The sequence below is a fragment of the Nonomuraea sp. NPDC049378 genome (assembly GCF_055586745.1).
Genome location: NZ_JBVJHP010000001.1, coordinates 490,507 through 508,845 on the forward strand (window position 1 = coordinate 490,507; position 18,339 = coordinate 508,845).

The following is an 18,339-nucleotide window of genomic DNA, read 5'->3' on the forward strand; positions in this document are numbered from 1 at the left end:
AGGAGTGTTCGATAATGCGCGTTGTTGAAGCTTTTCGTGCCGCCTACGGCGCGTCCCCCGAAACCGTCTGGCACGCGCCCGGGCGGGTCAACCTGATCGGCGAGCACACCGACTACAACGACGGCTTCGTCCTGCCCTTCGCGGTGCCGTGGGGCGTCACCGCGGCGATCACACCGCGCGCCGACGCGACCATCCGCCTGCTGTCACTCCAGGCCGACGGCGGCCCCCTCACCCTGGCCGGCCACGAGGAGTCGACGGGCTGGACCCGCTACGTCGTGGGCGTCCTCGCCATGCTCGGCGACCGCGTCTCCGGCGCGGACATCGCGATCGACGGCGACGTCCCCCAGGGCGCGGGGCTGAGCTCCAGCGCCGCCCTCGAGGTGGCCGTCGCCTCCGCGCTCAACGACCTGCACGGCCTCGGCCTGACCCCCATGGAGATCGCCCTGCTCGGGCAGAAGGCCGAGAACGACTTCGTCGGCATGCCGTGCGGCATCATGGACCAGGCGGCCTCGGCGCTGTGCGAGGAGGGGCACGCGCTGTTCCTCGACTGCCGCTCCCTCGCCTCCAGGACCATCCCGCTCGACCTGGCCTCCCACGGCCTCGCCATGCTCATCATCGACACCCAGGTGCACCACGAGCACGCGGGCGGCGAATACGCCAAGCGCCGCGCCGAGTGCGAGTCGGCGGCCCGCAAGCTCGGCGTCCCCGCGCTGCGCGACGTCACCGACCTGCCCGCGGCGCTCGGGCTCCTCCAGGGTGACGAGCGCAGGCGCACGATGCACGTCGTCACGGAGAACCACCGCGTGGAGGCGCTGATCGGGCTGCTGCGCGCGGGCGCGGTCACGGAGATCGGCGCGCTGCTGAACGCCTCGCACCTCTCGCTCAGGGACCAGTACGAAGTGTCGTCACCCGAGCTGGACGTCGCCGTGGAGGCGGCGGTCAGGGGCGGGGCCAGGGGCGCGCGCATGACGGGCGGAGGCTTCGGCGGCTCGGCCATCGCCCTGGTGCCGGTCGATCGGCTCGACCGCGTCCAGGAGTCGGTGGCCGCCGCGTACGCCGAGCGCGGCTTCCAGGCCCCCCGGTTCCTGCCCGCCACCCCGGCCCGCGGCGCCCACCGCATCTGAGGGCCGCTGACCCGCGCGTGCCGTTCCGCCCGCTGGACCTGCCCCTGCGGTCCGCCCCCTGACCTGCCCGCGCCGGCAGCGGTCAGAGGGCGGGGAAGTCCGGCGCGCGGCGTTCGAGGAAACTGGCGACGCCCTCCGCGAAGTCCGGCCGCTCGAAGGAGGCCAGCATCTCCCGGACGGCCGTTTGCGCGGACTCCTCCAGCGTCGCCTCCCAGTCGTGCCAGAGCTGCCGTTTGATCACCGCCATCGACGCGGGCGAGCTGTGCGCCGCCAGCTCGAGCGCGTACGCCCGTGCCCGCGCCACCAGTTCCTCTCCCGGCACCGCCCGGTTGACCAGCCCCAGCTCGTACGCCTCCCGCCCCGTGAACACCCGGCCCGACAGCAGCAGGTCCATGGCCCGCTGCTGTCCCACGAGGCGCGGCAGCACCCAGGACAGCCCGTACTCGGCGATGAGCCCGCGCCGCGCGAAGGCCGTCGTCCACTTGGCCTCCTCGGCCGTCATGACGAGGTCGCAGACGAGCGCGTGGACCATGCCCAGCCCCGCGCACGCCCCGTTGACCGCGGCGATGATCGGCTTGCCGATGGTCGTGGGAAAGGTGTGGGGCCGGGGGTCGGGCCGCTCGTCGTAGGTGCCGGTCCTGAGCGCGTCGAGCGTCTTGAAGTCGGCGCCCGAGCAGAACCCCTTGCCCGCGCCGGTGACCACGACGGCCCGGACCGCGGGGTCCTTCTCCGCCTCCGCCAGCAGGTCGAAGTAGCGCCGCCCCATGGCGTCCGTCCACGCGTTGAGGGTGTCGGGACGGTTGAAGGTCAGGGTGAGCACGCCCTGGTCGACCGTTGAGAGCACGAGTTCCGCCATGACTCCAACCGAACCATGTTCTAGCCCCGGGTGGCAAGGCTAGCGGTGGTGGACGAAGGCCGGGGTGAGGACACGGGTGTCGTAGTAGCGGTGGAAGACGGGGGTGGCGGCGCCCGAGAGCGGTGGCACGATCCACGACCAGTCGGCCGGGCAGGCGCGCCCCGCCTTCTCCTCCTTCGACAGGTGCGTCAGGAAGCGGCGCGACTCCGTGTGGTGGTCGGTCATCGTGACTCCGGCCCGCTCGAACGAGTGCAGCACCGCCACGTTCAGCTCCACCAGCGCGTGGTCGCGCCACAGCGTCCGCTCGGTGGAGGTGTCCAGGCCGAGCCGCTCGGCGGTCATCCCGAGCAGGTCGTACCTGTCCTCGTCGGCCAGGTTTCGGGCGCCGATCTCGGTGCCCATGTACCAGCCGTTGAAGGGCGCGCACGGGTAGCAGATGCCGCCGATCTCCAGGCACATATCCGAAATAGCCGGAACGGCGTGCCAGCGCAGACCGAGGTCGGCGAACCACGGATATTCGGGGTGCGTCAGCGGCACCTCCAGAACGGCGTCCCCGGGCAGGTGGCACAGCAGCGCCTCGCCCAGGCCCGGCTGGACGATCAGCGGGAGCACGTCGAACCGGCCGGAGCCGCCACGCCACCCCATGGCCTGGGCCCGCTCGGTCAGGCCGGCGTTGCGCGGATCGCCGACGACGCCGCCGGGCGTGCGGTAGCCGGCGTACCGGATGAGCTGGTCGTTGAGCACGCGCGGCCCGCGCATCGCCGGGGTGTCGGGGGGCAGCACGGTGATCGTGGGCCTGATCTTGCCGTTGCCGGTCGCCTCGCGCAGGTGGGCGACGCATTCGAGGGCCACCCCCTCGGCCGTGGTCACCTGCCGGCGGTCGCGTACCCGCAGGGACCGCCAGTAGAGGCGGCCGATGCACCGGTTGCTGTTGCGCCAGGCCACCCGGGCGCCGAACTCGAGCTCCTCGTACGTGTGCGTGTAGGTCCCGGTGCGGGCCACCTCCCTGGTGACGTCCCGCAGCCGTGCGTTGAGTCCGCCCGCGGCGGGATTCTCAGCGTGGAAGAGCCTGAGGAAACGCTCCGCCGCGCGCAGGTCGGCGGTTCGCGCGAGCACGGCGTTCATGGCCTGCACGGCGGGCGTGTCGAAGGTGCGCAATGACTTGATCCAGGTGGGCACGCGGCAACCCGTTCCTCCGTCGTCGGATCGCCCCGCCGATTCCGGGTCGGCGGCACGTCCTGGTGGCGGGCGCCCTCTCCTCGCCCCCGGCATGATGTCCCGCGGCTCCGGTCCACCGGACCGGATGCACCATCTTTCCCCGCCGGGCCCCGCTTTGTCCGGCCAACCTGAAAATACGTAATGATCTCGCTACAAAGCGTGAAACAACACCGCAGCGAGCGGCTCGGGCCACATGAGGTGTGCCCGGCGGCAAGCGCTTCACGAACTGGATCTTGCGGGTAGTACAGTGTCCACCTGATGTGGGAGGTGATGGGTGACTCCCCGACGCGCCCCGGACGCCCTGCGAGGTCTCGGAGCAGCGGCAGCAGGGCCGGTCAGCGCTGCTGCCGGCCGGCTCTGCCGCTCACGCCCATACCGCGGCGAGTGGAGCAGACGTGACCGCACCCGACTTTGATGTCCTGGCCATCGACGCCGACGGCCGGCGCACCTCCGGACGAGAGTTCCAGGCACTGGCCGATCAGCACGAGCAACTGACGGCCGCACTGCGCGGCAGCCTGCGGGCCGGCAGCGGCCTGCCCTTCGAGGAGATCGAGGGCCCGTTCAACCAACTGGCCGAACACCTGCTGCACCACCACGTCGCGGCCGGCGACGGCCTGCGCGTCGCCGGGGACGGACAGATCGTCATGGCCGACCGGAATCTCGCCGTCGAGCAGCTCAACACCGCCAACGTCCAGGCCAGGCTGTGACCACCGTCACCGACGACCCCGCGGTCGCCGCCGACTTCGGCATCCTGGGCCTCCCTTCCATTCCCGACCCCTCCCCGGCCTACTGGCGAGCCGACACCCTGCGGGCCTTCGCGGACCACCACACCCGGCTCGCCGGCGACGGCGCCCTGGCCTCCCGCCGCGCCGCCCACAACCAGGGCCCCGCCGCGAACGCCGCGGACCAGCACATCAGCGGCCCCGGTGGCACCCTGCCCCAGACCAGCAGCCTCGCCGGTCACTTCAGCCTCGCCGCCGGCATCCACAACAGCGCCGCGCGGTTCGTCCAGCACGGGAAGGCCAGGATCGCGGCATACGCGGCCGCCGCCGCCGCGCTCGCCCTGGCCGTCCCCCAAGTCCGCGCCTGGGTCAGAGCCAGAGCCCAGCGCCTGTATCGACAGTTCCGCAGCATCCTGGCCAAGTTCGGAGAGATCTACCGCAAGCTCCTCACCAGGATCGCGTCGAGAACGAGCCGGGTCCCCAGTGGCGCCAACCCCGGGGTGGTTCGCGCCGGAACCGGGCGTACGACCGCGATCTCCGCTCGAGAGCGTCAGGCCGTCCACCGCCCGCAGCCGTCCGGGCCGCTCGAACGTGACATGCCGCTGCCCAGGCCCGCGGACCTGCGCTTCGAACGCAACGACGAAGGCCTCATCACCGCCGTGAACGGCAAACCGGCACGGGAATTCGTGGAGGACATGACGTCGGTCAGGTCATCGGAATATCTGGCCCGTCGCGAGCAGGCGACCGACCTCGCCTACTCCCGCGCCAAGGCCGGTCCGGTGTACACGCTGCTCATGGATCGGCGCACGGGCAAGTTGTACGAAGGCCTGAACGACATGTTGCGGCACGTGCCCGACGACCTGCACCCTCTCCTTCGCGAGCGTTACGAGAACTTCGCCCGCTGGGCCCGCGCCAACGGCCCTTTCAAGCATGACGAGGGCTGGCCGGCGGGCGGATTTCCGCACTGGAGCGAGCCGGGCACGCATTCGGAGGTCACCGCGACCAGCCGGGCCCTCTGGGATCGCACGCGCAACGGCGAGACGGTGACGCCCGAGACGCTGCGCGAACTCTATTTCGACAACCGGTTACTGTCCGACCATTATCAGGGCATCGCCGCCCGGCAACGCATACCGTGCTGCGCCAACTGCACGAACTTCTTGTACGACACGCCGAACTCCGCCGGTTACTTCACCCGATATCCCTCCCTGGGCGACAGCCCGCTGGCCGAGTTCACACCACCCTGGGCAATATGACGGTCGGGAACACCATGCGCATCACGATGAACGATCTGGAATACGACCTGGACCAGCGGGTCCGCCATCAAGGCACGCTCTACAGCGGCACCGCGTGCGAGTTCTACGCCGACGGCACGGTCATGACCGAGCAGACCTTCGAGCAGGGCATCCCGCACGGCATCTCGCGCGCCTTCTACCCGGACGGCAGCATCGAGTCGGAGTGGCGACTCGACCACGGCCGCCGGCACGGCTCGCATCTGCGGTGGCACCAGAACGGACAGCTGGCCGAGGATCAGAACTACGATCATGGCAAGCTCATCTCGAGCCAGGCCTGGCACCCGGACGGGACCCCGGACACCCTGTAGGGCCGGGCGATGAGCTCGCGCGCTGGATGCGGGCTCCGGTGGCACGCGGGTGGTGCCGCCTCCAGGGACGGCTCAAGTCCTCTGTCCTGATCCAGGAAGGGGGCCTGACGTGACTACCGAAGCTCCCGCGATTGGACTCGAACCAGACTCTCCCGGTGTCGATCAGTTCACGCTGATTCGGATGCTGGGTCCGGCCAGTGAACTGAGTTCGGACCCGTTCATACTGGTCCGCCGCGTGTGGCTCCCGACTTGGCTCCCCTTTAGACGCCCAGCCAATCACGCTCCTGGAAACGCCCCTCCTCAACCTTGCCCGGATTGTCCCCAGCGGTCACTGAAGGCTTGTGGACTTGTTGTCGCGGGCGCGTGCGGCATCCATTGACCGCGCGGGTGGCTGCAGGAACAATCTTGCTCGGACAGCTACCCGAGTCGACCGCATCGGGCGATCACGCTGAGGGACGGTATGTGGACGAGCAGCGGAAAACCAGGCAGGAACTTGTCCTGAGGGTGCTCGGCTGGGGCACTGTCGTCTACTTCTTGATCACCGGCTTCGCGCTGGATCAGCATGCGTTGTTCGAGTTGAACCCTCCGCCGTTAGCGGCCCGGCTGTATGAGAAGAAGATCGCCTATGCGGACGCTCTTGAAGGCAAGAGCCGTCAACTGGGTAAGACCGATACGGTCGAGGCCGCGAACCTCGCCATGCAGGCTGCCCAGGTCAGGGCCGAGGTCGACTCTGCCATCCGGGAAGAATCAGACAGCCGTGGCCGGGCTATCGCCCTGATCGCCGGCGGCGTGGCGTTCTCTGTCCTGTATCCCTTATTGATCGTGGTCACATACCGCCGAACTGACCCTGACGGCACCTTGGCGGCCGACGACCTTGTTCCGTTGAGGGTGGCTCTGCTATACGGCATTGTGATGAGCGTCGTGACGGCGGCAGCGGCGATTATGACAGCTTACGAGTGAACAGGCCGAATTCGCAGGGTGGCGCATGGGTAGGCATAGGCCGCGCCACTCGGTGTTGCACGCTCAGAACGCACTCTGAGCGCGCGTCGCGTCGGGTAATGACCTCTGTGGTGTGAAGCAGACATACCGATTTTGGCAGAGGGCGTTTGCCTGGTGGAGCCCATGTTCGTCACTCGCTTCGTGATAGGGCACGAACCAGACGAGATGGCCGTCCATACCAGCCACCTCCACTGGCACGGACATGCGACGCCATCCCGGAGCCGAAGCGCCCCCGCCGGAGGCACGCAGTAAGGCAGCCCCGTGACTGCCTCTGTGTGCGCTGACCAGCTCGACCCGTGAGCAGAACCGTGCGCCCTGCGAAAGCGGCCCTGTCCTCGTCCGCGCCAGCCGACCGGCGTTTTGCGGGTCGGGCACCGAAGCCCGACAGGTGCGAACTCGTCGGACGTAACGTCTCGGCCCTGTGCGAGACACCACCTGGGCAGGAGGGACGCCCAAGCAGGTCCCTCACGCTGGACCAGGCCGTCACGCTCCTCAAGGCATGCGAGGGGGAGACGTTCGGCTCATACGTCATCACCTCGCTCCTCACCGGCATCCGGCCCGAGGAAGCACATCTCGTCGGGCACTCGACACCCAGCACCGCGCAGACCGTCTGCCGGCACCAGATCAGGCCGGTCATCGTCCATGGCGCCGAGGCCATGGAGCCGTCTTCGGGAACGGTGACCAACCTGGGTAGCACTCCCTTGTTGGCTCCCGGAACGACTCAGGCCCCCAGTCCTTGATCAAGGATGGGGGCCTGAGCTTTGCGTCTTCGACGCTACCGAAGCTCCCGCGATTGGACTCGAACCAATAACCTGCCGGTTAACAGCCGGCTGCTCTGCCGTTGAGCTACGCGGGATCGGGCTTTGCCCACGTCATCGGGGCTTTCGGGCCCCTCCGCCGTGCGCACGACTAGATTAGCGCACTCTGGGAGTGCGTGTCGCATCATAAGCAGGGTAGGCCCGGAGGCAGCGGAGGTGCGAAATGCGTTATCGAATGACATTCGCTGTTGGACTGGCGGTCGGCTACGTGCTGGGCAGCCGGGCAGGACGCGAGCGGTACGAGCAGATCAAGCGGACGGCGCAGCGTGTCGCGGACAACCCCAGGTTCCAGGAGGCGGCCGGAGTGGTCGGCGCGCAGGCGTCGAAGTTCGCCGGGATGGCCAGGACGAGGGTGGGTGACACGCTGCAGCAGCGGATCCCGTTCCTGCACGACGACCACAGGCCCGACACGGACACCGGCTGGCCGGACGACGGCGTCGAGGGCAGGAACGCGAAGGAGACCGGCATCCCCTATTGAGCGGCGCGTGGGCGTGGGGGCCACGGCTCACACGCCCATGCTGCGCCGCACCCCCTCCAGGGCCTGCTCGGCCTGCGCGCGCAGGCCGGGGTCCTCGGGGTCGAGGCCGTCGTCGAAGACGAAGGTCCAGCCCAGCACCTCACCTCCCGGCCGGCGCCGGGCCACCAGCCGCACGCCGCCCTTGCCCGGCAGGTTGACGTGCTTGTTCACCACGATCGTCGCGTTGACGCGCTCGCGCAGCGTCTCGGGCACCATGCGCGGCTCGGCGATCCGCCCGGCGTGCCATCGGCCGTCGGTGGTGAGCACCCGCACCCCTTCGTCGTCCCACGACGCCCTGTCGATCTCCTCGTACGGCAGGCGCGTGCCGTCGGCCAGGTGCAGGGCGAGGTTCGTGGCCACCACGTGGCCGTCCTCGGAGGGGGTGAAGGTCAGCACCCGCTCTCCCGGCTCCATCGTCAGGGACCTGCGCACGTCGGCGGGCAACCGGCGGAAAATGCTCATTCCATAACGGTATCGGCGAGCAGATCCAGGGTGAGCGCCGCGCTCCAGGAGAAGTCCCGGCACCCGCGCCCGCTGCCGTCGAAGGGGTCGAAGCACTCGCGGAAGCCGGCCTGCCGCACCAGGCGCAGGGTGCCGTGGGTGAGCTGCCGGGCGAGCGGGTCGAGCGAGTGCACGGCGGCCGCCCTGCGCAGCAGCCAGTTGGTGTTCACCCAGGAGGGGCCGCGCCAGTAGCGGGTGCGGTCGAACTGGGCGGCGCGGATCTCGCAACTCGGCACCGGGTAGCCGGTGGCGCCCATGAACCTGGCCGACTCCAGCACCTCGACGGTGGCGCGCACGTGCTCGCCGGGCAGCCACGGGTCGAGCAGCGGCCCGAACCCGCCCACCGTGCACACCTTGATCAGCCGGTCGGTACGCAGGTCCCTGGCGTAGAAGCAGCCGTCCCAGAGGCGCTCGATCATGGCCTGCCGGATGCGCTCGGCCTGCTCGGCGTGGGGCGCGGGATCGGCTCGGGCCAGCGGCGCCAGCTCCGCCAGCGCCTGGCAGGAGGCCAGCCAGATCCCGTTGAACATCGGGTCCTCGATCGCGAACGGATGCTCGTCGCGCAGGTAGCCGGCGCTGTATCCGGCGTCGCGGTAGCGCATGGCCAGCCAGACGTAGCGGTCGTGGGCGCTGTCGGGGTGGCGCTCCTCCATGTCGACGTTGCGGTAGCCGTACCTGATCACGGGGAGGGCGGCGAGCGCGTCGTCCCAGGCCGGGCTGTCGTCCATGCCCGACTCCCACGGATGCACGATCGCGGCCAGCCCGGCCCCGCCCAGGTCGCGGGCCGAGGCGAGGTAGTCGTGCTGGGCCACCAGCGCGGGGAACGCCTTCCTGACGAAGGCGACGTCGCCGGTGTGCCGGTAGAGCCACCACAGGGCGAGTCCCTGCAGCGGCGGCGAGGTGAGCCCGGAGGTGAGCACGCGCGGCGCGGCGTCGTGCTCCTGGGAGCGCCAGACGGAGGGTCCTGGGAAGTACGCCTCCCGCGTGTGGAAGACGATGTGCGGCACCATCCCGGTCGCCCACTGCCCGCGCAGCAGGCTGAGCAGCTCTTCGCGGGCCCGGTCGGGCCGGTGCCTGGCCAGGCCGATGACGACGAACGCGGAGTCCCAGCTCCATTGGTGCGGGTAGAGGCCAGGCGCGGGCACGGTGCCCGTGCCTGTCCAGTTCGCCTCGAGCACGGCCATTGCCTCGCGCCCGAGCGCGGCGTCGTCGACCGCCGGCCGCGCCTCCATCACCCAACTATGCCTGGGGATCCCGCGGGAAGCTACTGCGCGAGAACCCGCCGCTCGTCAGGCCCTCTTCGCCCACTTCGCCAGGAACATGACGCCCAGCGCCACGCCACCGATGATCAGGCCCCACTTGAGCAGCGTGAGGGCGAAGCCCACGAGGGGGCCGAGGAGCACGAGCGCGGCGACGACCGCCGCGATGATCAGAAGAATACGTCCCATGTTCGAAACGGTACGAGATCTTTTAAGTCGTTTGCAGGCGACACAGGGTTGAATCAGGGGCAAGTCAGGGGTTCCCCCCACCCCGGAACCAACCGGCACGACCTTCGCGTTGAGTCGGTAAGGAGCACCGGGGCATCGGGGGCCCGCTTCACGGGGAGCGTGATGAGCCTGGGACCGCCCATGAGCAGGGAAGCCGCGGAATACGCGCTGCGTGCCCGCGCGCACGAACGCGACCGGATCTCCGGCGACCTGCTCGATCTCGAATCCCACACCACCTACCAGGTGCTCAGAGGCGCCTCCTTACGTGGGACCACCGAACAACGATGGACGGCGACGCAGGACTCCCTGACCACCCTGTGGCGGCTCAACGACGCCTACCGCGCCGTGCTGCGCCGCGCCGAGCAGATCAGGGCCTCGCGCGCCCGGCCCGGCGCCGAGCAGCTTGCCGCGCTCACCGAGCTGCTCGCGGGCTCCTCCGTCGTGCTGCGGGCCGCCGCCAGGCCGGTCGAGCAGCGTTCCCTCATCCCCCAGGCGGACCTGCGGCTCACCCTCGACGAGGCCGTGACCCGGATGGACGCCGCCTTCCGCGAGGTCACCTCCGCGCTCAACGACGTCGACGCCGTGTGGAACGGCGTGCTGCCTCGGCTCGACGGCGCCGACGCGGACCTGCGCGAGATCCACGATCTCGAGAACGAGCTGGGCGAGAGCGCCGGCCTGACCGTCGAGGCGGGCGAGCTGGCGCGGTTGAGGACCGCGGTGCTGGAGGACCCGCTCGGCGCGACCGTCGAGCCGCACCTCGACCGGCTGGCGCGCCTGCTCGCCTCCTCCCGCGCGGAGCTCGACCTGGCGATCACCGTGAAACGGGAGTTCGCCGCGCGGCGCGAGAACCTGGTGGCCGCCCTCGACCTGGTACGCGCGGCCGAGAGCGAGGCCCGGCTGGCCCACGGCGCGGTCGTCGTCAAGATCGCCCTGCCGCCGCAGGCCCAGCCGCGCAGCCGCGTCGGCGCGCTGGCCGGCGAGCTCGACGCGCTCGACGTCTCGGCCGACCCCTGGGTGGTGAGGGCCAAGCGCCTCGCCCGTCTCGAAGACGACACCCGTGAGGCCGCCGAGCAGGCGCGGACCACGGCGAAGGCGCTCTACGGCCTGATCAGCAGGCGCGACGAGTTGCGCGGGCGCCTCGGCGCCTGCGAGGCGATGGCCGCCCGCAAGGGCCTGGCGGAGGACCAGGCGGTGTTCGAGTCGTTCGCGCGCGCCCACAGGTTGTTGTGGAACGCCCCCTGCGACCTGACGAAGGCGGCTGCGGCCGTCGAGAACTACCAGCGCGCGATCCACGGAGGCAAATGATGACCCGCTGCGCGCAGCCCGGCTGCACGGGAACGATCGAGGAGGGCTACTGCGACCTGTGCGGCACCGCCGAGAGCCCGCCGCGGGCCGCGCCGGCGCCGGCTTCGGCGTCCCCTGCCGGGCCGGCGCCGGGATCGGCTTCCGGGCCCGCGTCCGCTCCGGTGGTGACCCAGCCGGTGAGCAGGTCGATGAGCGGGCCGACGGGCAGCAGCGGCAGGTCGCGGGCCGGCGTGCTGGCCACCATCGCGGACCTGCCGTCGGTGCCCTACCGCGACCCGGCCACGGCCGTGATGGCCGACCCCGAGGTGCCGGAGAACAAGAGGCGCTGCGCCAACACGGCGTGCGGGAAACCCGTGGGCCGCTCCAGGAACGGCCGGCCGGGCCTGACGGACGGGTTCTGCCCGCACTGCCGCACGGCGTTCTCGTTCACCCCCAAGCTGGGCAAGGACGACCTGGTGGCCGGCCAGTACCGCGTGCTCGGCTGCCTGGCGCACGGCGGGCTCGGCTGGATCTACCTCGCCTCCGACGAGAACCTCGACGGCCGGTGGGTCGTGCTCAAGGGCCTGCTCAACAGCAACGACGCCGAGGCGCTGGCGGCGGCCGAGGCCGAGCGGAAGTTCCTCACCACGGTCGACCACCCCAACATCGTCAAGATCTTCAACTTCCAGCGCTCGGCCGGCCTCGGCTACATCGTCATGGAGTACGTGGGCGGCCAGTCCCTGCACGAGCTGCGCCGCCAGGGCCCCCTGCCGCTGCGCGAGACCCTCATGTACGGCAGGGAGATCCTGCACGCGTTCGGCTACCTGCACGAGCACGGCCTGGCCTACTGCGATCTCAAGCCGGCCAACGTGATCAGGGTCGGCAAGCGGCTCAAGCTCATCGACCTGGGCGCGGTGCAGCCCATCGGCTCGCCGCCCGGCTCGTCGTGGGCCACGGTCGGCTACCACGCCCCCGAGCTGGAGACCCGGCCGACGTCGGTCGCCTCCGACCTCTACACCGTGGCCAGGACCCTGGCCGTCCTGGCGATTCCCGGGTTCAGCCCGGCCAGGGACGACATGGAGGTCCCGCTGCCGGTGGACTGCGGGCATCCGTCGTTCACCCGGCTGCTGCGCAAGGCGACCGCCGCCGATCCCGCCGACCGGTTCCGGAGCGCGTGGGAGATGGAGGAGCAGCTCGTCGGGGTGCTGCGGGAGATCAGCGCCATGGAGGAGGGGACGCCGTACCCGGCGCTCTCGACGTTGTTCGGGCCGGAGCGTACGGCGGTGGGGACGGCGCTGTCGGACACGTACGACGAGGTGTTCGAGCCGCTCGATCCCGCGGCGGTCGCGACGGCCTTACCCGTGCCGCTGGTCGATCCGGCCGACCCGGCCGCCGGAGCGCTGGCCGGGCTGCTCGGCCGCGACGGCGGGACGCTGATCGACCAGCTCGCCGCGATGCCGCAGACGCCCGAGACGAAGCTGATGCGCGCCAGGCTGCTGGCCGAGCGCGGGGCGGACGAGGCGCGCGACGTGCTCGACGAGCTGGCCGCGGAGCTGCCAGGCGACTGGCGGCCCACCTGGTACCGCGGAGTGCTGGCGCTGGCCCTGCGCCAGGAGCAGGTGGCCGTGTCCATGTTCGACGCCTGCCTGTCGGCGCTCCCGGGAGAGCCGGCGCCGAAGCTGGCGCTGGCCTTCGCGCTGGAATACGCGGGCAAGCCGGCCTCCACCTGGTACGAGTGCGTCTGGCGGACCGACCACGCCTACGTGAGCGCGGCGTTCGGGCTGGCCAGGACGGGCCGGATGGGCGTGCTGGACGAGGTGCCCGCCACGTCGTTCTACCGGGTCCCCGCGCAGGTGGCGCTGGCCGCGTCGGTGGTGCGGCGGGCCGACCTGAGCGGGCTCACGGCCGCCGACCTGACGGGCGCGGTCGAGCGGGTGGCCGCCCAGGCCGACCTCGATCCGCGCCGCCGCGACCTGCTCACCGCCGAGCTGCTCGGCGCGGCGCTGACCTGGCTGGAGACGAACAAGCCGCCGGCGAACGGGCAGCTCGCGGGCGCGCCGTTCACCGCGCCGGGGTTGCGCAGGCGCATCGAGTCCATCTTCCGCAGGCTCGCCGCGGCCGCCGACTCCCGCCAGGAGCGCCACGCGCTCATCGACCAGGCCAACGCCGTACGACCGAGGACGTGGGTGTGACGGATCCCCAGGCCAACCAGCACGACACGCCGGGCGCCGCCTGCCCGGTGTGCCAGGCCTCCGTGGTCGAAGGCGACGTCTACTGCGAGGCGTGCGGCCACGCGCTCGGCTCCCCGGCGTGCGCGTTCTGCGACGCCGCGGCGGTCGACTCCGACGGATACTGCGAGCGGTGCGGCCTGCGCCAGCCCACCGAGCGGGACCACGCCGAGATCGTGCTCGTCGGCGGCGCCGCGGGCGTCACCGACAGGGGACTGCGCCGCAGCCGCAACGAGGACGCGATGGCCCTGCTGACCGCCGGCCGCTCGACCGTGACCGTGGTCTGCGACGGCGTGGGCAGCTCGCCCAGGGCCGACGAGGCGTCCGCGGTCGCCGTCGAGACCGCGGCGGCCGCGCTGGCCAGGGGCTTGTCGTCGGAGGAGGCGTTCGACCTGGCCGGGCGGGCGGTGAGCAAGCTCGCCACCTCCGTGCACGACGCCCCCGCCTGCACGTACGTCTCCGCCGTGGTCGAGCCGGGCCGCGTGACGCTCGGCTGGGCGGGCGACAGCCGCGCGTACTGGATCCCCGACGGGACCCCGCTGACCACGGACGACGCCGTGCCGACCGGCGAGATCACCGCCTGGCTGGGCGCCGACGCCGTCGGCGTCCGGCTCAACGTGCGAACGCTCGCCTCGCGCCGGCCAGGACACCTGCTCGTCTGCAGCGACGGCCTCTGGCGTTATCTGGACGGCTACGCCTTCCCCCGCGCGGGCACCCCGCGTGACCTGGCACGCGAGATGTTGCGCCACGCGCTGGACTCCGGCGGCCAGGACAACGTGACCATTGTCGTGATCCCCTTAGGAGAAGCACATGAGTGATCAGGCCGCTTTCACGTTGACCATCGACCAGAACAAGTACCTTCCGCTTGACGGGCGCGAGGTGCACGCCATCCTCACGGTGAGCTCGACCGGCGGCCTGACCACGCAGGCCGTCCCCGCGGAGGCAGCCGAAGTGATCATCGTGGACACGTCGGGCTCGATGAGCGGCTCCAAGATCCGCGAGGCCAGGCAGGCCGCCGCCACGGCCGTGCAGACCCTGCGCGACGGCGTCCACTTCGCGGTGGTCTCCGGCACGGGGAGCGCCAAGGTCGTCTATCCGAGTGGCGGAACGCCGAGCCTGGTCCAGGCGAACCCGGCCACCAGGGCCGAGGCGGCCAAGGCCGTCGACAGGTTGCTCTCGTACGGCGGCACCGCCATGGGCGAGTGGCTGAAGCTGGCCGGGCACCTGCTGTCCACCCGCCCCCAGGCGATCAAACACGCGCTGCTCATGACCGACGGCCAGAACAACGAGCGCGCCGACGTGTTCGCCTCGGTGTTGTCGGCGTGGAGCGGCAGTTTCGTGTGCGACTGCCTCGGGATCGGCGCCGACTGGGCGCCCGCCGAGCTGCGCAAGGTGGCCGAGGCGATGCTCGGCACGTTCGACTACGTGCGCGACCAGGCGGACCTGCCGGAGTATTTCCGCCGGCTCACGCAGGCGTCGATGAGCAAGACCGTGGCCGACCTGTCGCTGCGCGTGTGGGTGCCGCAGGCCGCCCGGCTGATGTTCGTCAAGCAGGTCGACCCGGTGCTGCTCGACCTCACCGGCAAGCGCGCCGACGTCAACCCGCTGACCGGCGACTACCCGACGGGCTCCTGGGGCGCTGAGGAGCGCAAATACCATATCTGCGTCGAGGTGCCCCCCGGGCGGATCGGCCAGGAGATCAGGGCGGGCTGGGTCAAGCTCGTGCACCCCGACACCCAGGACGTCCTGGCCAGCGGCAACGTGCTCGCCCAGTGGACCGACGACCTGGCCCTGTCCACCCAGATCAACGGCAACGTCGCCCACTACACCGGCCAGGCCGAGCTGCACGACCTCATCCAGGACGGGCTCAGCGCCCGTGCGATGGGCGACATCGAAACCGCGACGGCCCGCCTGGCCAAGGCCAGAGACCTGGCCGGCGCGTCCGGACGCGAGGACACCGCCAAGCTGCTCGACCGGGTGGTCGAGGTCGATCCGGCCACCGGTACGGCCCGGCTGCGTAAGAACGTGGACAAGGAGGACACGATCGAGCTGGACACCGGCTCCGTCCGCACCAGCCGCCTGCGCAGGGAAGGAAGCTGATGGCGACCTGTCCGCAAGGGCACCCGTCGGGCGCCGACGACTACTGCGACGTGTGCGGCACGCAGATGGCGGGAGCCTCCTCGGCTTCCCCCGCCCCCGCCGCGCCCCAGCCGTCCGCACAGCCGTCCGCACAGCCGCCGGCCCAGGGGAGCGCAGGCGCCGAGACCTGCCCGATCTGCCGGACGCCGCGGGCCGGACAGTTCTGCGAGGTGTGCGGCCACGACTACAGCGGCGCCTCCGGCGCCCTCCCGCTCCCCGTGACCGGGACCCGCTGGGAGGCCGTCACCGCGGCCGACCGCACCTACTACGAGAAGGTCATCGCCGAGGGCGGCCCCGACGCCGACGCGGTTGCGTTCCCGCCGTACTGTCCTGAACGCTCGTTCGGGCTGCACGGCGAGCAGGTCCGCATCGGGCGGCGCAGCAAGGCCAGGAACCTGGCGCCCGAGATCGACCTCACCGGCCCGCCGGAGGACCCGGGCGTCTCGCACCTGCACGCCGTGCTGCTGGCCCAGCCGGACGGCTCCTGGATGCTGGTCGATCCTGGCTCGTCCAACGGCACGCAGGTGAACGGCAGGCCGCTCCAGGTCAACGTGCCGGTCAGGATCGGCCCGGGCGACCGCGTCCACCTGGGCGCCTGGACCGTGATCACCCTCAGGGAGGGCACGCCGTGACCCTGGTGCAGGCCCGGCCGGGCACCCCGTTACCCGTGGAGCGCGGCGTACCCGGCCGCATCCGGGTCATCTCCGGCATCACCGTCGCCTCACTGGCGCTGCTGTTCGCGGCGCTCGCCGTCGGCAGCTCGGCGGCCCGCGACGGGCTGCAGGTCATCGGCCGCGACGCCGGCCCGCAGGTCGTCGCCACCGCCGGGCTCTACCTGGCGCTGAGCGACATGGACGCGCAGGTGGCCAACGTCCTGGTGATGGGCGACGGCTATCCCCGGGAGCGCGAGGCCGCGGTCACCCGCTACGAGCAGCAACGTTCCGTCGCCAACCAGGCGCTGCTGAAGGCGTTCGAGCTGTCCGGCGACAACCCGGCGGAGCGGCGGACCGTGCAGTCGGTGCTCGACGCGCTCGGCCGCTACGAGCGGCTCGCCGGGCAGGCGCTGCTGCTCGACGAGCGGTCCGGGCACGCGCCAGGACCGCCGCCGGCCGAGGTGGTGCGGGCCTACCGCGACGCCACCGACCTGATGCGCCAGGTGCTGCTGCCGCAGGCCTACAACCTGACCCTGGAGAACGGCACGATCGTCCGGCGCACCTATGACGAGAAGGCGTTCACGGTGCCTCTGGTGCGCGACGCGGTGGTGGTCGCGGGGGTGATCGCGATCGGCTGCCTGATCTGGCTGCAGATCTTCCTGGCCCGGCGGTTCCGCCGGATCCTCGGGCCCGCGCTGATGGCCGCCACGGTCATCACGGCTGTCGCGCTGGTGTCCGGGGTGAGCGTGCTCGGCCAGGACCTGCGGGCGCTGCGCACCGCCAAGTCGGACGGCTTCGACTCGGTGCTGACCCTGGCCAAGGCGCGCGCGATCAGCAACAGCATGCAGGGCGACCAGAGCCGCTACCTGCTCGACAAGGAGCGGGCCGACACCTACGAGCACACCTACCTCGACAAGTCGATGTCGGTCATCTACTTCGAGGCGGGCAACCTGGACACCTACCACCGCAAGGTGACCGCCGGCGCGAAGGACTTCCTCGGGCTGCTCGGCCCCGAACTCGTCGGCAAGCAGGGCAATGACGCGCTGGAGGCCTACCGCGACTTCCAGGCCGCCGACGTGAAGTTCCGCCGGCTGGTGCTGGGCGGCCAGGCCAACGAGGCGGTCGCCGAACGGCTCGGGCCGGTCACCACCACGTTCACCGCCTACGACGAGGCGCTGCTCGAACTCGCCGAGACGCACCAGAGCGTCTTCAAACGCGCGATCGACAGGGGCGAGGGCGCGCTGAACACCCTGTGGTTGCTGCTTCCCTTCGCCATCGGCGCGATCGGCCTGCTGGTGATCGCCGGAGTGTGGCCCCGACTCAAGGAGTACCGGTGAAACGGGCGCTGGCAGTGGTGCTCGCCGTGGCCGCGGTCCTCGTGACCGGCTGCGGCATGAGCGACCAGGAGTCGATCCTGGACAAGGACGAGATCGTCATCGGGGTACGCCCCGACCTGCCGCTGGTCGGGTTCCGCGGGCCCGACGGCCGGTTCGACGGCTTCGACGTCGACGTGGCCCGCTACGTCGCCGGCAAGCTGGACAAGGAGTTCACCTTCCTGCCCACGCTGGCGGCCGCCCGCGACGACGTGCTGGTCGACGGGCGGGCCGACATGGTGGTGGCGACGTACACGATCAGCCAGGACCGCAAGGCGAAGGTGTCGTTCGCCGGGCCGTACCACATCTCGTACCAGGACATCCTGACCCGGGCCGACGAGACGATCAAGAACGTGCGCGACCTGGAGGGCCGCCGGATCTGCGAGGTCACGGGCGCGAACGCGGCCCAGCGCGTCGTGGAGGAGCGGAAGGTGGCGGCGCGGGTCGTGCCGTTCCCCGACTACCGGCAGTGCCTGGCGGCGCTGAAGAGCAACCAGGTGGACGCGGTCACCACCAACGACGTCATCCTGGCGGGGCTGGCCGCGCAGGACGGCTCGGGGCTGCGGCTGGCCAACGCGCAGTTCAACGAGCAGCGCTCGGGCATCGGCCTGCCCAAGGGCGACGTGCCCGCCTGCGAGGCGGTCAACCGGGCGATCACCGACATGTACCAGGACGGCACCGCCGCGAAGCTGCTGAAGAAGTGGTTCGGCACGTCGGGGCTGGACCTCGACACGATCGCCGTGCCGCAGTTCGAGGGCTGCTCCTGACCAGAGGGCTGCTCCTGGACATGGGACGGGCCCGGGCGCGCTCGCCCGGGCCC

Annotated in this window: 19 protein-coding genes and 1 tRNA gene; 13 read left to right on the top strand and 7 right to left on the bottom strand. The window is 71.0% G+C overall.

The window, feature by feature from the left end; translation table 11 throughout:
- Positions 1-14: 14 nt before the first annotated feature.
- Positions 15-1,124: a galactokinase gene (galK, locus tag ACZ6SA_RS02155; RefSeq protein WP_347641861.1), complete on the top strand. Its 1,110-nt coding sequence runs from the start codon at positions 15-17 to the stop codon at positions 1,122-1,124.
- Positions 1,125-1,206: 82 nt separating this feature from the next.
- Here the strand turns inward: galK and ACZ6SA_RS02160 are convergent, their stop codons facing one another.
- Both ACZ6SA_RS02160 and ACZ6SA_RS02165 read right to left on the bottom strand, forming a co-directional pair.
- Positions 1,207-1,980 (bottom strand): enoyl-CoA hydratase-related protein, encoded by a 774-nt coding sequence (locus tag ACZ6SA_RS02160; protein ID WP_465826143.1) that lies wholly within the window; start codon positions 1,978-1,980, stop codon positions 1,207-1,209.
- 39 nt (positions 1,981-2,019) lie between these two features.
- Complete coding sequence (locus ACZ6SA_RS02165) at positions 2,020-3,159, bottom strand: nitric oxide synthase oxygenase (RefSeq protein WP_347641859.1); 1,140 nt, start codon at positions 3,157-3,159, stop codon at positions 2,020-2,022.
- 434 nt (positions 3,160-3,593) lie between these two features.
- Between ACZ6SA_RS02165 and ACZ6SA_RS02170 the strand changes: the two genes are divergently transcribed.
- From ACZ6SA_RS02170 to ACZ6SA_RS02185, 4 genes are all read left to right on the top strand, one after another.
- Positions 3,594-3,905, top strand: a complete 312-nt coding sequence (locus ACZ6SA_RS02170; protein WP_347641858.1) for a hypothetical protein — start codon at positions 3,594-3,596, stop codon at positions 3,903-3,905.
- Complete coding sequence (locus tag ACZ6SA_RS02175) at positions 3,902-5,173, top strand: hypothetical protein (protein ID WP_347641857.1); 1,272 nt, start codon at positions 3,902-3,904, stop codon at positions 5,171-5,173. The genes ACZ6SA_RS02170 and ACZ6SA_RS02175 overlap by 4 nt, the downstream gene beginning before the upstream one ends.
- Entirely contained in the window at positions 5,170-5,520 is a 351-nt protein-coding gene (locus ACZ6SA_RS02180; RefSeq protein ID WP_347641856.1) for a toxin-antitoxin system YwqK family antitoxin, read from the top strand. The genes ACZ6SA_RS02175 and ACZ6SA_RS02180 overlap by 4 nt, the downstream gene beginning before the upstream one ends.
- 462 nt (positions 5,521-5,982) lie before the next feature.
- The gene (locus ACZ6SA_RS02185; RefSeq protein WP_465826146.1) at positions 5,983-6,480 is read left to right on the top strand and encodes a hypothetical protein; all 498 of its coding nucleotides are present in this window, start codon (positions 5,983-5,985) and stop codon (positions 6,478-6,480) included.
- Between the two features lie 823 nt (positions 6,481-7,303).
- Here ACZ6SA_RS02185 and ACZ6SA_RS02190 read toward each other — a convergent pair.
- Positions 7,304-7,375 (bottom strand) — tRNA-Asn (locus tag ACZ6SA_RS02190).
- Positions 7,376-7,500: 125 nt separating this feature from the next.
- Here ACZ6SA_RS02190 and ACZ6SA_RS02195 point away from each other — a divergent pair.
- Positions 7,501-7,815, top strand: coding sequence for a YtxH domain-containing protein (locus tag ACZ6SA_RS02195; protein WP_465826148.1), 315 nt, complete (start codon positions 7,501-7,503; stop codon positions 7,813-7,815).
- Positions 7,816-7,842: 27 nt separating this feature from the next.
- On the opposite strand, the gene ACZ6SA_RS02200 is transcribed toward ACZ6SA_RS02195, so the two are convergent.
- From ACZ6SA_RS02200 to ACZ6SA_RS02210, 3 genes are read right to left on the bottom strand one after another with little or no spacing between them, the layout of a single operon-like run.
- Positions 7,843-8,316, bottom strand: a complete 474-nt coding sequence (locus tag ACZ6SA_RS02200) for a hypothetical protein (RefSeq protein ID WP_347641853.1) — start codon at positions 8,314-8,316, stop codon at positions 7,843-7,845.
- Positions 8,313-9,587, bottom strand: coding sequence for an amylo-alpha-1,6-glucosidase (locus ACZ6SA_RS02205; protein ID WP_347641852.1), 1,275 nt, complete (start codon positions 9,585-9,587; stop codon positions 8,313-8,315). The genes ACZ6SA_RS02200 and ACZ6SA_RS02205 overlap by 4 nt, the downstream gene beginning before the upstream one ends.
- Before the next feature lie 57 nt (positions 9,588-9,644).
- Complete coding sequence (locus ACZ6SA_RS02210) at positions 9,645-9,803, bottom strand: hypothetical protein (protein ID WP_165974723.1); 159 nt, start codon at positions 9,801-9,803, stop codon at positions 9,645-9,647.
- Positions 9,804-9,983: 180 nt separating this feature from the next.
- Between ACZ6SA_RS02210 and ACZ6SA_RS02215 the strand changes: the two genes are divergently transcribed.
- Positions 9,984-11,147, top strand: a complete 1,164-nt coding sequence (locus ACZ6SA_RS02215) for a hypothetical protein (protein ID WP_465826151.1) — start codon at positions 9,984-9,986, stop codon at positions 11,145-11,147.
- Positions 11,148-11,193: 46 nt separating this feature from the next.
- Here the strand turns inward: ACZ6SA_RS02215 and ACZ6SA_RS02220 are convergent, their stop codons facing one another.
- Entirely contained in the window at positions 11,194-11,391 is a 198-nt protein-coding gene (locus tag ACZ6SA_RS02220) for a hypothetical protein (protein WP_347641850.1), read from the bottom strand.
- Here ACZ6SA_RS02220 and ACZ6SA_RS02225 point away from each other — a divergent pair.
- From ACZ6SA_RS02225 to ACZ6SA_RS02250, 6 genes are read left to right on the top strand one after another with little or no spacing between them, the layout of a single operon-like run.
- Positions 11,378-13,318: a serine/threonine-protein kinase gene (locus ACZ6SA_RS02225; protein WP_465826153.1), complete on the top strand. Its 1,941-nt coding sequence runs from the start codon at positions 11,378-11,380 to the stop codon at positions 13,316-13,318. The two genes, ACZ6SA_RS02220 and ACZ6SA_RS02225, sit on opposite strands and share 14 nt — an antisense overlap.
- The gene (locus ACZ6SA_RS02230) at positions 13,315-14,172 is read left to right on the top strand and encodes a PP2C family protein-serine/threonine phosphatase (RefSeq protein ID WP_347641848.1); all 858 of its coding nucleotides are present in this window, start codon (positions 13,315-13,317) and stop codon (positions 14,170-14,172) included. Before ACZ6SA_RS02225 ends, ACZ6SA_RS02230 begins: the two co-directional genes overlap by 4 nt.
- Positions 14,165-15,454 carry a vWA domain-containing protein gene (locus ACZ6SA_RS02235; RefSeq protein ID WP_465826155.1) on the top strand — a complete coding sequence of 430 codons (1,290 nt, stop codon included), beginning with the start codon at positions 14,165-14,167 and terminating at the stop codon, positions 15,452-15,454. Before ACZ6SA_RS02230 ends, ACZ6SA_RS02235 begins: the two co-directional genes overlap by 8 nt.
- A complete protein-coding gene (locus ACZ6SA_RS02240) occupies positions 15,454-16,125 on the top strand; it encodes an FHA domain-containing protein (RefSeq protein ID WP_465826157.1) in 672 nt (223 codons plus the stop codon). The genes ACZ6SA_RS02235 and ACZ6SA_RS02240 overlap by 1 nt, the downstream gene beginning before the upstream one ends.
- Positions 16,122-17,483: a hypothetical protein gene (locus tag ACZ6SA_RS02245; protein ID WP_465826158.1), complete on the top strand. Its 1,362-nt coding sequence runs from the start codon at positions 16,122-16,124 to the stop codon at positions 17,481-17,483. Before ACZ6SA_RS02240 ends, ACZ6SA_RS02245 begins: the two co-directional genes overlap by 4 nt.
- Positions 17,480-18,286: a transporter substrate-binding domain-containing protein gene (locus ACZ6SA_RS02250; protein WP_347641844.1), complete on the top strand. Its 807-nt coding sequence runs from the start codon at positions 17,480-17,482 to the stop codon at positions 18,284-18,286. The genes ACZ6SA_RS02245 and ACZ6SA_RS02250 overlap by 4 nt, the downstream gene beginning before the upstream one ends.
- The last annotated feature ends 53 nt before the right edge of the window (positions 18,287-18,339 follow it).

Bases quoted from the DNA above. Each gene is read 5' to 3' on its own strand.
- ACZ6SA_RS02210 (WP_165974723.1), bottom strand. From the start codon at position 9,803: ATGGGACGTATTCTTCTGATCATCGCGGCGGTCGTCGCCGCGCTCGTG.
- ACZ6SA_RS02180 (WP_347641856.1), top strand. From the start codon at position 5,170: ATGACGGTCGGGAACACCATGCGCATCACGATGAACGATCTGGAATAC.
- ACZ6SA_RS02240 (WP_465826157.1), top strand. From the start codon at position 15,454: ATGGCGACCTGTCCGCAAGGGCACCCGTCGGGCGCCGACGACTACTGC.
- ACZ6SA_RS02205 (WP_347641852.1), bottom strand. From the start codon at position 9,587: ATGGAGGCGCGGCCGGCGGTCGACGACGCCGCGCTCGGGCGCGAGGCA.
- ACZ6SA_RS02215 (WP_465826151.1), top strand. From the start codon at position 9,984: ATGAGCAGGGAAGCCGCGGAATACGCGCTGCGTGCCCGCGCGCACGAA.
- ACZ6SA_RS02220 (WP_347641850.1), bottom strand. From the start codon at position 11,391: ATGGTGGCCAGCACGCCGGCCCGCGACCTGCCGCTGCTGCCCGTCGGC.
- ACZ6SA_RS02160 (WP_465826143.1), bottom strand. From the start codon at position 1,980: ATGGCGGAACTCGTGCTCTCAACGGTCGACCAGGGCGTGCTCACCCTG.
- galK (WP_347641861.1), top strand. From the start codon at position 15: ATGCGCGTTGTTGAAGCTTTTCGTGCCGCCTACGGCGCGTCCCCCGAA.
- ACZ6SA_RS02195 (WP_465826148.1), top strand. From the start codon at position 7,501: ATGCGTTATCGAATGACATTCGCTGTTGGACTGGCGGTCGGCTACGTG.
- ACZ6SA_RS02235 (WP_465826155.1), top strand. From the start codon at position 14,165: ATGAGTGATCAGGCCGCTTTCACGTTGACCATCGACCAGAACAAGTAC.
- ACZ6SA_RS02200 (WP_347641853.1), bottom strand. From the start codon at position 8,316: ATGAGCATTTTCCGCCGGTTGCCCGCCGACGTGCGCAGGTCCCTGACG.